Raw genomic sequence first — 12,137 nt, 5'->3', positions numbered from 1 at the left:
TCCGCAAACATAAGCCAGTTAACGGTTTGTGACACTTTTCTCTATTATTCTATCATAAGAGTGATGGAAGAGCGATAAATCGTGAGGTTTAGGAATCTCCCGTTATAATCGGTACTCCGATTTAACGGGAGAGGATGTCAATCCTCGTATTTATCTCATTGCTAGTGCCCTCTTATGGCGAGGTGGCGGAAAGGCGCGATCGAGTTCCGCCAAATCTGCACTTGTAAGTGTTAGATCCAACGCCGCGCGATTCTCCCGAACGTGCGCTGGATTGCTGGCTTTGGGAATGGCGATCACCTCCTGATGCAGTAGCCATGCGAGAGCGACTTGGGTCGGCGTAACACCGTGACGTGCGGCGATCGCTTTGAGCTGAGGATTGTGCAACATTCCCCCTGGTTCACGCGGGGAGTGTTCGATCGGCGAGTACGCCATGATGGCAATGTCGCGATTCTGGCACCAGGGCAGCAGATCCCACTCAATGCCACGCTGCATCAAGTTGTACAGCACCTGATTGACGATAATCCCATCGCCACCAGGCAAGGAAATAGCCTCCTCCATGTCATCGAGATCGAAATTGCTAACACCATAATCCCAAATCTTCCCTGCTTGTTTGAGCCACTGAAATCCTGCCAGCGTCTCTGCCAGCGGTACTGACCCACGCCAGTGGAGGAGGTAGAAGTCGAGGTAATCGGTCTTGAGCCGCCTCAGGCTGCGATCGCACGCCTCGATCGCGCCCCGCCGGGTGGCGTTGTGCGGATAGACCTTACTGACGAGGAAGACTTCATCGCGGCGTTTGGCGATCGCCTCACCGACCACCTCTTCCGCACCACCATCCCCATACATCTCTGCCGTGTCAATCAGCGTCATCCCCAGATCGAGTCCAAGACGAAGTGCTGCAATTTCTGCTTGTCGCTGACTACGATCCTCTCCCATTCCCCAGGTTCCCTGTCCCAACGCAGGCACCAATCTTCCCGATGGCAATTGCACTAGTTTCATCTTTGGAACTCTCCTATACTGGCTGCGCCTGTCCCGCGTGGCTGAACAGCCCAATCATTTCCCGGTTGAACGCTGGAATGTCGTCGGGCATACGACTCGTTACAAGGTTGCCGTCCACCACGACCTCCCGATCCACCCACTCCGCGCCTGCATTCCGCAGATCCGTCTTGAGCGAGGGCCACGCAGCGATCCGCCGCCCGCGTGCAGCACCAGCCTCAATGATCGTCCAGGGTCCGTGGCAGATGGATGCCACGGGTTTGCCAGCGTCGAAGAAGGACTTGATAAATGCGATCGCCTTCGGCTGGATGCGAAGTGAATCGGGATTGATCACACCACCCGGTAGTAGCAATGCGTCGAAGTCCTGAGATTGTGCCTGGTCAAGAGCCACATCGACCGGGAACTCGTCACCCCAATCCGTAAAGTTCCAGGCGCGGACCCGATCATCCTTGGGCGACACGATGCGAGTCTCGGCACTAGCCTGGTCGAGGGCTTTCCGTGGCTCGGTCATCTCGACCTGCTCGAAGCCGTCCGTGATTAGGATTGCGACCTTCAGTCCTTTGAGATTCTCATTCGCCATGCTTCTATCTCCTTTTGATACTTAAATTTGGCTCTGTATAACGTTGTGCTGTGTCTATTCGTTATGACAGCAAGTCCATTCGTCAAATCCATTCGTTAGGATCACAAGTCCATTCGTTACGACAACAAGTCTGTTCGTTACGATCGCTTCTATAGCGGTTTACATTTGCAGGTTAGAATGCAGCGGCAGCAGCCTCAGCAACGGTCTGATCCTGTTCGCCACTACCGCCGCTAACGCCGACTGCACCGACGACTTGACCGCCGCGCTGTAGTGGGATGCCGCCTGCGAAGATCATCACTTGTCCTGCATTGGAGGCATGGATGCCGAAAAATTGTTCTCCAGGCTGAGCATTCTCTGCCAACGCTTTGGTGGCAAGGTTAAACGCGCGGGCGGTGAATGCTTTGTTGATCGAGATGTCGATGCTGCCGAGCCACGCACCGTCCATGCGGATGTGGGTGACGAGATTGCCGCCTGCATCAACGACGGCGATGTTCATGGGTTGTCCGATCGCTCTGGCTGTCTCTTCTCCAGCGGCGAGCACTCGTCGGGCATCGTCCAGAGATACGGACTGTTGCTGGAGTGTCATCTGGGAGGTCATAATGGTTTCTCCTGGTGTATTTGGTGGGGGAAGCAGGGGAGGGGAGGGAGAGGGGAATCAAGAAGACGCGGGGACACGGGAACTGAAAAAACATCTCAGCGTCTCCCCCTCTCCGCATCCTCTTACTCAGCGTCTTCTACTGGGGCAGCTTAGCGGCAAGCACATCAATCTTTTCAATCGTGGGTGACTGTGCAAAAAGTTCGTCGGCTTTTGACCTCAATGCCGCAGCGACTTTTCCTGACAGGTGTGCCTGCCGTCCTGCCTCATCTGGAAAAACGTCGAAGATTCCGAACGCGGAGGGTCCCATGCGGATGGCGAACCAGGCGATCGTGGCTGGCTCCTGTTGGACGATTACCAATCCGTCATGGAGAAAACGCTCGACCTCTGCTTCTTTGCCAGGTTTTGCTTCCAGTAGAACGAGCAATCCAACGTTAACCATGATTGACCTCCTTTCGTGTTTTATGTATTTTTTGAGGGTGTTGTCGCAGAGAGATTTCAGCGTTTGTTTGCAGAAGAAACAGTGACCGCAGGCGATCGGAAATGGATTGACGACGTGAGGATTCCACTTCAGCTCATGTAGCACATCCTTCTGAATGTGGTCGTTGGTTCGAGTTGTGGTTGCGGTTGCCATGATTGTTTCTCCTTACGGTCAAACTTCATTGAATGGCTGCGGTGACTGCTTCTTTGGTTACGCCTCATCCTGCTCTATGCGGCTTTCTTCGTGCTGCCGTGCGGGTCGATGACGAACTTCTTCGGCGAGCCATCGCTAAATATCCGGTAAGCCTCCGGTGCTTGGTCGAGCGAGATGATCTCGGTGTTCACAACTTCGCTCAAGTAAGGCATCCGGTCCCACAGGATCGCCATCATCAGTTGGCGGTTGTATTTCATGATCGGAGCTTGTCCTGCCGTCAGCGACGGCGACTTGATCCACGCCTTGCTGAAGGCAAGGGGGAGCAGACCTTGCTTGGCCATGTCGGTCTTGGCTTCAGGATCGGCATCGGTGTATATGCCGGGGATGCCCATCGCGCCCCCCGCCCGGACCACTTCAAACAGGGTGTTAAGTATCGCTTCTGAATGCTCTTCTCCGTCTTCCCGTCCGTAGCCATGCGCCTCAAGACCCACGCAGTCCACTCCGGAATCGACTTCCCTCTCTCCCAAGATTGCTTCGATCTGGTCTGCAACTGGCGTATCTTTCCTCGTGTCTACGGTTTCGTAGCCCGCTTTCTTCACCAGGTCTAACCGCTCCTGGTTTCTGTCGCCCACAATTATGCAGGACGCGCCCAAGAAGCGAGCACTGGCAGCGGCACAGCGACCCACTGGACCTGCGCCAGCGATGTAGACCGTCGATCCCGATCCGACCCTTGCCTCTATGCAGCCGTGAAAGCCGGTCGGCAAGATGTCTGAGAGCAGCGTCAGATCCCTGATCTTTGACATTGCTTGGTCTTTGTCGGGGAACTTTAAGAGGTTCCAGTCGGCGTAGGGAACCATGAGGTATTCGGATTGCCCGCCCTGCCAGTCGCCGAGGTTGAAGCCGTAAGCGCCGCAGTCTACTTCGGGGTTGACGTTCATGCAGACCTCGGTGTGACGCTCCTTGCAGTTGCGGCAGCGTCCACAGGAGACGTTAAATGGAACAGAACAAAGATCGCCAACATGAATAAACTGCACGTCCCGACCCACTTCGATCACCTCGCCAGTCATCTCATGTCCCAATTGCATTCCTACAGGAGCCGCAAACCGACCGTGATAGATGTGCTGATCGCTGCCGCAGATGTTTGTTGTTACGATCTTGAGAATCGCTCCGTGATCGGCTTTGTTGCCACGAGGATCGATGAGTTTTGGGAAATCAAGATTTTTAACCTCGACTTTCCCAGGCCCCATGTAGACAACTCCACGATTGCTTGCCATGACTGGTTTCTCCTTTTCTTTTGTAATTGTTTGATTTGTGAGGGTTCATCGAAGAGCTTTAGCTTCCTTTGCACCAGCTTTTACGGCATGGGATTGGGTGTTTGCGGTAGCCGCTCTTGAAGTATTGGTTGCAGTTTGCAGATGCGCTTCCAGGAACCATAAGCGCTTGTCGATCGCCCGCGAGATCTCAATGTAGAGGTCATTGGTATCCATCTCATTGAGCTCGTCGGTTTTCTGAATCCCATCCCGTAGGGATTTAGCATAAATGGCGAAGTGATCGGCGAGAGCCGTAACATGATCCATCCCCTCTACCAGGTCAAACGGATACTCGGGTAACTCCGACTGCTGGGCAGCAATGCGGGCGGTTCCCAGAGGGTAGCCTCCTAATGCAGTGATGCGTTCTGCCACCAGATCGATAAATTCTTCCACTTCCGCTGCGATTTCATCGAACAGTTCATGCAATTGGTAGAAGTCTTTCCCTTTGACATTCCAGTGGGCTTGTTTAACTTGAGTTTTCAGATCTAGTGTTGAAGCCAGGGTTTGATTGAGCAACTCAATTACCTGAGTCCGCAACATTGAGGGAATGTCGATGCGAGTGGAATAAAGGAATTGCGAATCACGACTCATCAGTTCGTCTCCTGATCCAGGCTTTGCTGTTTGAAATCTAGTGCCAGAGTGGGTCTTGTAAGTCGCTGAGGCAATATTTCCCTGGGTGCTAGACTCTGTTGACACCCTAGAGGGAGAATCTAAGGGTTTTCTGAGGAAATCATGGCGAATTTGCGAAGGTTACGTTCCTTACTTGGCTGCATCTTGGCGATCGCGTTCTAAAAGGAGTTGTTGATGATCGGCGATCGCATCCTGGTGAGCCTGTTCACCTGTACTCCCCGCCTGACGCGAATCCAACTCACTGAAGGCATCCAGGCGACCATACAAGAGCACCACATCGTTGGGACGGATAAAGGTTGCTCCTCTAGGTGCGCCAAGGTATGCTCCATCAGGGCGGAGAATCCCCAACACTATAATCCCCTCTTGACGGAGGTTGGTTTCCCGCAGCGGTCTGTCAGCAATCCAATCTCCTGCATCCACTTGCAGTTCCATCACCGCATAGCCATCCGATAGGTGCAGCAGGCTGGCATAATCTCGCACATCCAGGCGAGTCCAGCGGCGCAACGCCCATTGCATCCAATGGGAGAGGAAATGCTTGATCCAACGGTTAATTGCTACGATCCAAAGAATTGCTATTCCTAGCACCAGCAGCACGAGACGAGGCAGCCAATCGTTGAGCTTAGCTGCGCTGATGAATGTAAGGACTAAGGAGGAAATCACCGTAATCAATCCGGCATTCGCCAGCAACATCAACCACATGAGGATACGTCGCCGCACGGGATGGGTAACCACCTGTTCTGATTCGCTGGTGGTAAAGCCCGAACCCGTAATCGCTGAATGTGCCTGAAATTCAGCCGTCTGACGAGATAGCCCAGTCAGGATCAGGGCTTCGGCAGCAATACGCATGATTAACAACGACAGGGTAACGGCAAGTAGAAGTGACACGAGTGCTTCCAACTCTAATACCTCCGATTTCGGTTAACGCTGTTAGTCCATGAACACCTTATCGATATAGCACCACATCCAATCCTCCCCTGGTTCAAACGACTGAATGATAGGATGATGCGTCGCAAGAAAATGCCGTGTGGCATGTTTGTTCTTAGATTCATCGCAGCAACCAACATGACCGCAGGTTAAGCACACACGCAGGTGTACCCAAGGGTCTCCCAGCATCAGACACTCTCTACACCCTCTTGTGCTGGGTGTCACTCTCCGAATTTGATTGAGATGTGTGCATTGTATTACCATGTCATCCTCCTATCGATTCTGTAATCCCCAGTTCATTTAGCTAGAAGCCAGGTACTCATGAACGAACTGCACTGCCATTGCCCCTTCTCCGACGGCAGAAGCCACCCGCTTGGTGGAACCCAGCCGCACGTCTCCCGCTGCAAAAATGCCGGGAAGACTGGTTTCCAGCAGAAAGGGTTGGCGACGCAGCGTCCACTCGCCTGACTCCATCACTCGCAGACCTGTCTTGACAAACCCGTTGCGATCGCACTGAATGGCATCTGGCAACCATTTCGTATGCGGCACAGCACCGATAAAGACAAAGACTGCCAAACATTTAATCGTGTCAGCTTGTCCGGTTTGACTGCAAAACACCTCAACGGCTTCGAGCCACTTGTTGCCGTACATTTTGCAGATTTCGGTGTAGCATTGCACTTCGATGTTGGGCGTTTGCTCAATCCGCTGCACCAGGTAATGAGACATGGTTTTTCCCAGATCATCGCCCCGAATTAGCAAAAAGACTTTTCGAGTTTGTTCGGAGAGAAAAACTGCCGCCTGACCTGCAGAATTGCCGCCACCCACGACGACCACCTGGGCACCCCGGCACAGCAGAGCTTCCACCGCTGTCGCTGCGTAATAAACGCCGGAACCTTCAAAGCGATCGTAGCCCTCAACGGCAAGCTTGCGATAGGACGCACCCGCGCAGATTAGAATGCATTTAGCAGAGATTTCTTCGCCGCTCTCTAGTCGCAGCGCGTAGTACCCAGTTTCGCGGCTCAGTCGAACTACTTCCGCTGGTGCCGTTAATATAGCCCCAAATTTCTCAGCCTGGATCACGGCTCGATTTGCCAGATCGCTACCGGAAAGACCCGTTGGAAAGCCCATGTAATTCTCGATTTTGGAACTGCTGCCCGCCTGCCCACCCGGACCCATTTTGTCCAATACGAGGGTTTTCAAGCCCTCCGATGCGCCGTAAATCGCTGCCGCCAACCCCGCTGGACCCGACCCCACGACTACCAAATCATAGATGGTGTGTTCGATCGGTTTTTTAATGCCAAGGCAGTCAGCCAACTCAGCCATCGAAGGATTTTTCAGTAGCTTAGCGTTGCCACAAATCACAACTGGGGTTTCATCTTCACGGATCCTGAACTGTGTCAGCAGTGTGTCAACTTGAGGATCGTTTTCCAGATCGATCCAGGTAAAGGGAACCTTATTTTTCGCCAGAAACTCGCGAAATCGATGAGTTTCAGGGGAATAGCGTGAACCGACCACCCTGACGGCTACGAAGCCGGATTCCTCAAGCAACTGACGGCGCATCAGAAATGCCCGGAGTAAAATATCACTCAGTCGTGGCATTTCATTCAAAATCCGTCGTAGATCGTCTGCTGCAATCTCATACACCTCACAGTTGGAGTGGGCGATCGCCCTAACAACAGCCGGTCTACCTGTCAAAATATCCACATCCCCCGTAAACTCCCCCGGCTCGTGGATTGTGACGATCTGATCGCGACCAGAGGAACGATCGACGATCGCAACTTCGCCACGCTTGATCGCGAAGAATTGGTAATTCGGTGTGCCTTCCGCAAACAGTGTCTCGCCTGCCTGAAATGCTTTAAGTTTGGCGAATTTGCCCAATGCCGCGATCTGTTCATCGTCGAGTTTGGGAAACGCGATCGGGTGATGCTCTAATGCCATGATTGAAATCCTCATTCTTGATACGATACAATTGACGACACCTTTCCCCACTTGCCGCCAAATACAAACTCCCGCTGCGGCTTACGCTGTCTCGGTGTCAGATCTCGCTCTCTAAGCGACTCCGGCAACTGAGTTGGATCTCCCAAATACCCAATCGCCAGCGCCGTCCATGCCTCTGAAGCCTCCGGAATCTCGTAGACTTCTCGTGCCCTGTGCGGAACAATCCCGATCATTTGATGCACAAACAGCCCCCGTGCTGTCGCCTCCACACACAGGTTTCCTGTCGCCAGCCCCAGATCGTGAACGGCTGCGCGGTTGGGCTGGTCATTGAGAATAAAATGCAACCGCACAATGCCCAAAGCCAGGACGGGTGCAGCCTTTGCCCAGAGCTGGTTTCCCTCTACCAGACAGGACAGGAGTTTCTCAAATTCAGCGGAATTCTCCCGTTTCGCAACGATGTAGGTCCAGGGCTGTTCATTATAGGATGACGGTGCCCAACGAGCTGCTTCAAACAGTGAACGCAGATCGTCATCCGAAACAGAGCGGTCTTGAAAGGCATAGGGACTCCAGCGTTCAGCGAGAAGTGCATGAATTGAATGATCGGTTGACGCTTTTTTATTAGCCATAAAATCTACTTCTACTCAATTCAGTTAATGATTTCAAAACAACACGTTCAAAATTACAGGCATTGCCTATCGGCTTTAACGCCAGCCACTATCCATAACAACTCATCTATATCAAAGGGTTTGGTGATAAATGCTTGATATCCTGCTGCTAACGCCTGATGTTGAGTTTCTTGAGCAACATCGGTACTGAGTGCAATTGCCGGAATGTGTCCTCCCTGCGTTGGACATAATTTCCGTATCCTGTAAATTAAGGAGATGCCATCTTCCTCAGGCAACCGAACCTCACTGATCAGCAGATCTGGTTTGGCTGCCAATAACGTGAATGCTTGATAGGCTAAGCAGGCTCTGATCACCTCCATTCCCGCCTCCATCAGAACAAACGACAGTAACATCAGATTATCTTCGTCATTCTCGACGACTAGAACCCGGAAACCATTGAGAGCATCCATAGCAAGATTCCTCCCTTGCTCCAAGCGGCTTACTTCAAGCTGCCGTGGGGGTCAATCACAAATTTTTTGGCGGCTCCTTTGTCAAACGCTTGGTAGCCCTGGGGAGCCTCGTCTAGGGGAATCACCTGAACGTTGACAGCCTTAGCGATTTGGATCTTGTCGTTAAGAATTGCCATCATCAAGGCACGGTTGTATTTTTTGACAGGGGTTTGACCTGTGTAGAACGAAAGGCTCTTTGCCCAACCCAACCCGAAGCGCATGGTCAGATTACCGAGCTTCGCTGCCTCGTCCTCTGCTCCCGGATCTTCGGTTACGTACAATCCAGGAATACCCACCGCTCCGCCAGCGCGAGTGACTTCCATCATGGTGTTTAATACGATCGCAGGTACACCTTTCTTCGGATCGTAGTCTTTGCCGTGCCCGTGCGCCTCAAAGCCGACGCAATCGACTGCACAATCGACCTCCGGCACACCAAGAATTTGTTCGATTTGTTCGACGATCGAGGCATCTTTGGAGATATCAACCGTTTCACAGCCGATACTTCTAGCATGAGCTAAGCGAGCTGGGTTGCCTGCTCCAACAATCACGACCGCCGCTCCCAATAGCTGTGCTGATGCGGCGGCTGCCAGACCAACCGGACCTGCACCAGCAATGTATACCGTTGAGCCACTTGTGACTCCTGCGGTCACACAACCGTGATAACCCGTGGGCAAGATGTCAGTCAGGCAGGTCAGATCCGGGATCTTTTCCATTGCTTGAGCCTTGTTTGGGAATTTCAGGAGATTGAAATCGGCGTAGGGAACCATGACATACTCTGCTTGACCGCCAATCCATCCGCCCATATCAACGTATCCATAGGCACCACCGGGGCGATCCGGGTTCACGTTCAGGCACACATCTGTATGACGTTCCTCGCAGTTGCGGCAGCGTCCACACGCCACGTTAAATGGCACAGAAACTAGATCCCCTTGCTGAATAAATTGAACGTCGCTCCCACATTCGATCACCTCACCCGTGATCTCATGACCCAGCACCATGCCAATCGGCGCTGTAGTACGTCCTCTCACCATATGCTGGTCGCTGCCACAAATATTGGTGGAAACAATCTTGAGAATGACGCCGTGATTGCATTTGTTGCCGCGCGGATCGACGAGTTTGGGAAAGTCGATAGTTTGCACCTCGACCTTCCCAGAACCCATATAAACCACTCCACGATTGCTTGACATGATTTGTTTCTCCTTGTTGGCTTAATAATGAAGGTAATGTCATAGAAGTATCCTCAGTGATGATTGACACCCTAGAGGCGAAATCTAAGGGCTTTCTGAGGGAATTGTGCTGGATTCGCAGGAGTTGTTGAGTTGCGATCGCATCTTAATGAGCCTGTTCAACTACACTCCTCATCGATCTCACAAAAAATTTCGAGTTTATTTAAACCCACATTCCGCACCCCTAACTGGCACATACGGGAATTGAGGGGGTAAAAGTGAATCATCCGAGACAAGAGCGAGTAAAAATACTCAATTATTTTGGTGGCGCTCGGTAAAAGACCAAGTTTATGATAGATCCGTAACCCGATCGCATCCGCGAAAATGCGTTAATTGCGATCGCTCTTGGGTAACCAATCATCACCAAAAATAGTGTAAACTGGCGATCGAGATGAACGCTCAAATTAGGATTTAGCAGCCCATGCAAAAAGCATCTGAGATGACAGTAAAAAACCTAGATCATCTGGGCTTGATAGCCGGTCTAATTGATGAAATAGGAATTGTCGCAAAAATTAATGAATTAGTAGGCGAACAACCAGGTGAAATAGTCAGTCCCGGCCTGGTAGTTAAAGCCATGCTCATCAATGGATTAGGGATGGTTTCCGCCCCATTATACTTATTTTCTAAATTTTTTGAAGGAAAAGCAATAGAAAATTTACTTGGAGAAGGGATTCAAGCGTCACATTTGAATGATGACCGTTTAGGAAGAGTATTAGATAAATTATAAATGACCGTAATTACGGAAATATTCACAACCATTGCCTTGGAAGCCGCTCAAAAATTCGAGATAAATACCGACACATCTCACTTAGACTCAAGTTGATTTCATCTACATGGTAAATATGAGCAAGAATTGCCATCAGTATCTTTTAAACACACAGAGATGTATAGCAATCAATCAGATAATTCATCAATCAACTATAGCGATCGCAAATCATTCATAAATCGATCGAGGGTTCGATCGAGCAGTAGGGGACTTGCGGAAAAATAATATACCAGCTAGTGCGGGCAGATAGTGATATCCCATTTGGGCAAAGTTTCCTCTCGTTGCCAAAAAACTTTGATGGGTTCTAACTCTTGAGTCGGCACAACAATACCTTTTTTATAAGTCCCTTCGACCAAATGTACAGTAGGGGAAATACCTTTCCAGGTCATATTAGAAGCCCATTGGATGGCAGAATCAACCGAAGCTAAGATCGCTCCGTTCCAATAATTTTCTAGGGCCGCCCAACAGCGTTCGATCGGATTGTATTTACTGTGGTAGGGCGGATAATAAATTAATCGAATTCTTAACCCGGTTTCTAAGGAAAACTCTACCATACGTTTGATAAACTGAGTGCGATTGCTTCGGGTGGCCGCTCCTCCATCCAAATCAATGACTAGCTCTTCTAAACCCGAATAAAGTGATTGATTCTTTTGCCACCAATCTGATAAACAATCCACAATAAAATCTGAGGTTTCAGCGGATTGACCAAAATAAATTGATAGACGATTATTTAATACATCCAAAATCCCAAAAGGCACCAATACAGTCTGCCATTGAGTATCATGGTCGTTGGCCTGGAGAGGTTCTCGATTTCGAGCTTTACCGCATCGCGATAAATTACCAATTTTTACTTGAGATTTGCTATCAATAGAAATTCTTAAAGATTTGGGATTTTCGTCGGAAGTTTGATTAGCTTTGGCGACATTTTTAAAAATCTCATCAGTCTGGGGAATTTTTTTTAGGGGCTTACTTTTTTGTGTTTTTTTAAACGATAACCCATCCGATTTAATATCTCGCCTATAGTTTGACGACAAGGGAGCTGGCTATCTGGGTATCCTTTTTCCTTAATCAGGGCTTCTCGCACACTCCGAGCGCTAATCCGAGCATCACAGAAAGTAGACTTTAATTGGGGGTCTGCTTGAGAATGATTGTCCACAAGGCTACGAAGATCGGCTTCTAAGTGGCCCCACTTCTGTTCAGTTTTTTTTCGACCTCTAGCTCGATAATTGTCCACACAGACCAGGCCAGTTTGGAGTTCTTTCTGTCCTTTCTCAACCGTGGCACGCGACCATCCTAAATAGGGCTTGCTGAATAAGAGCGAAAAGGAGACACCAGAGGGATTGCGTCGCAGGAAGTGTAAGGTGGTGGTGTAAAATGACCGAGAAACCTTGCATCACCATCAGGGAGTAGGTCACAAACTATGTACC

General features: G+C 50.6%; 12 protein-coding genes and 2 pseudogenes. 1 reads left to right on the top strand and 13 read right to left on the bottom strand.

The window, feature by feature from the left end; translation table 11 throughout:
- Positions 1 to 150: 150 nt before the first annotated feature.
- From QUA80_RS31820 to fdhA, 12 genes are all read right to left on the bottom strand, one after another.
- Complete coding sequence (locus tag QUA80_RS31820) at positions 151 to 996, bottom strand: aldo/keto reductase (RefSeq protein ID WP_333428923.1); 846 nt, start codon at positions 994 to 996, stop codon at positions 151 to 153.
- A 13-nt stretch (positions 997 to 1,009) separates the two neighbouring features.
- Complete coding sequence (locus tag QUA80_RS31815) at positions 1,010 to 1,573, bottom strand: type 1 glutamine amidotransferase domain-containing protein (protein WP_333428922.1); 564 nt, start codon at positions 1,571 to 1,573, stop codon at positions 1,010 to 1,012.
- 172 nt (positions 1,574 to 1,745) lie between these two features.
- A complete protein-coding gene (locus QUA80_RS31810; RefSeq protein ID WP_333428921.1) occupies positions 1,746 to 2,171 on the bottom strand; it encodes a heme-binding protein in 426 nt (141 codons plus the stop codon).
- A 136-nt stretch (positions 2,172 to 2,307) separates the two neighbouring features.
- A complete protein-coding gene (locus QUA80_RS31805; RefSeq protein ID WP_333428920.1) occupies positions 2,308 to 2,802 on the bottom strand; it encodes a hypothetical protein in 495 nt (164 codons plus the stop codon).
- A gap of 74 nt (positions 2,803 to 2,876) precedes the next feature.
- Positions 2,877 to 4,076, bottom strand: a complete 1,200-nt coding sequence (locus QUA80_RS31800) for an alcohol dehydrogenase catalytic domain-containing protein (protein ID WP_333428919.1) — start codon at positions 4,074 to 4,076, stop codon at positions 2,877 to 2,879.
- A 45-nt stretch (positions 4,077 to 4,121) separates the two neighbouring features.
- Positions 4,122 to 4,703, bottom strand: coding sequence for a DNA starvation/stationary phase protection protein Dps (gene dps, locus QUA80_RS31795; RefSeq protein ID WP_333428918.1), 582 nt, complete (start codon positions 4,701 to 4,703; stop codon positions 4,122 to 4,124).
- 168 nt (positions 4,704 to 4,871) lie between these two features.
- The gene (locus tag QUA80_RS31790; protein WP_333428917.1) at positions 4,872 to 5,627 is read right to left on the bottom strand and encodes a TrkA C-terminal domain-containing protein; all 756 of its coding nucleotides are present in this window, start codon (positions 5,625 to 5,627) and stop codon (positions 4,872 to 4,874) included.
- Positions 5,628 to 5,669: 42 nt separating this feature from the next.
- Complete coding sequence (locus QUA80_RS34025) at positions 5,670 to 5,930, bottom strand: UBP-type zinc finger domain-containing protein (RefSeq protein WP_445302314.1); 261 nt, start codon at positions 5,928 to 5,930, stop codon at positions 5,670 to 5,672.
- Positions 5,931 to 5,966: 36 nt separating this feature from the next.
- Positions 5,967 to 7,619: an FAD-dependent oxidoreductase gene (locus QUA80_RS31785; RefSeq protein ID WP_333428916.1), complete on the bottom strand. Its 1,653-nt coding sequence runs from the start codon at positions 7,617 to 7,619 to the stop codon at positions 5,967 to 5,969.
- Positions 7,616 to 8,230 (bottom strand): nitroreductase family protein, encoded by a 615-nt coding sequence (locus QUA80_RS31780; protein WP_333428915.1) that lies wholly within the window; start codon positions 8,228 to 8,230, stop codon positions 7,616 to 7,618. The genes QUA80_RS31785 and QUA80_RS31780 overlap by 4 nt, the downstream gene beginning before the upstream one ends.
- 53 nt (positions 8,231 to 8,283) lie before the next feature.
- A complete protein-coding gene (locus QUA80_RS31775) occupies positions 8,284 to 8,679 on the bottom strand; it encodes a response regulator (protein ID WP_333428914.1) in 396 nt (131 codons plus the stop codon).
- Between the two features lie 29 nt (positions 8,680 to 8,708).
- Positions 8,709 to 9,905, bottom strand: coding sequence for a formaldehyde dehydrogenase, glutathione-independent (gene fdhA, locus QUA80_RS31770; RefSeq protein WP_333428913.1), 1,197 nt, complete (start codon positions 9,903 to 9,905; stop codon positions 8,709 to 8,711).
- A 460-nt stretch (positions 9,906 to 10,365) separates the two neighbouring features.
- On the opposite strand from fdhA, the pseudogene QUA80_RS34020 reads away from it, so the two are divergent.
- Positions 10,366 to 10,851: pseudogene (locus QUA80_RS34020) on the top strand (IS1634 family transposase); the annotation flags it as partial.
- 92 nt (positions 10,852 to 10,943) lie between these two features.
- Here QUA80_RS34020 and QUA80_RS31760 read toward each other — a convergent pair.
- Positions 10,944 to 11,866, bottom strand: a pseudogene (locus QUA80_RS31760) (ISAzo13 family transposase).
- Positions 11,867 to 12,137 lie beyond the last annotated feature (271 nt).

Source organism: Microcoleus sp. F4-D5 (genome assembly GCF_036704885.1).
Taxonomy (GTDB): Bacteria; Cyanobacteriota; Cyanobacteriia; order Cyanobacteriales; family Microcoleaceae; genus Microcoleus.
The sequence above is the reverse complement of the archived record's forward strand: the minus strand, read 5'-3'. Positions and strand labels throughout refer to the sequence as shown.

Bases quoted from the DNA above. Each gene is read 5' to 3' on its own strand.
- QUA80_RS34025 (WP_445302314.1), bottom strand. From the start codon at position 5,930: ATGGTAATACAATGCACACATCTCAATCAAATTCGGAGAGTGACACCC.
- QUA80_RS31785 (WP_333428916.1), bottom strand. From the start codon at position 7,619: ATGAGGATTTCAATCATGGCATTAGAGCATCACCCGATCGCGTTTCCC.
- QUA80_RS31810 (WP_333428921.1), bottom strand. From the start codon at position 2,171: ATGACCTCCCAGATGACACTCCAGCAACAGTCCGTATCTCTGGACGAT.
- dps (WP_333428918.1), bottom strand. From the start codon at position 4,703: ATGAGTCGTGATTCGCAATTCCTTTATTCCACTCGCATCGACATTCCC.
- QUA80_RS31800 (WP_333428919.1), bottom strand. From the start codon at position 4,076: ATGGCAAGCAATCGTGGAGTTGTCTACATGGGGCCTGGGAAAGTCGAG.
- QUA80_RS31820 (WP_333428923.1), bottom strand. From the start codon at position 996: ATGAAACTAGTGCAATTGCCATCGGGAAGATTGGTGCCTGCGTTGGGA.
- QUA80_RS31775 (WP_333428914.1), bottom strand. From the start codon at position 8,679: ATGGATGCTCTCAATGGTTTCCGGGTTCTAGTCGTCGAGAATGACGAA.
- QUA80_RS31780 (WP_333428915.1), bottom strand. From the start codon at position 8,230: ATGGCTAATAAAAAAGCGTCAACCGATCATTCAATTCATGCACTTCTC.
- fdhA (WP_333428913.1), bottom strand. From the start codon at position 9,905: ATGTCAAGCAATCGTGGAGTGGTTTATATGGGTTCTGGGAAGGTCGAG.
- QUA80_RS31805 (WP_333428920.1), bottom strand. From the start codon at position 2,802: ATGGCAACCGCAACCACAACTCGAACCAACGACCACATTCAGAAGGAT.
- QUA80_RS31815 (WP_333428922.1), bottom strand. From the start codon at position 1,573: ATGGCGAATGAGAATCTCAAAGGACTGAAGGTCGCAATCCTAATCACG.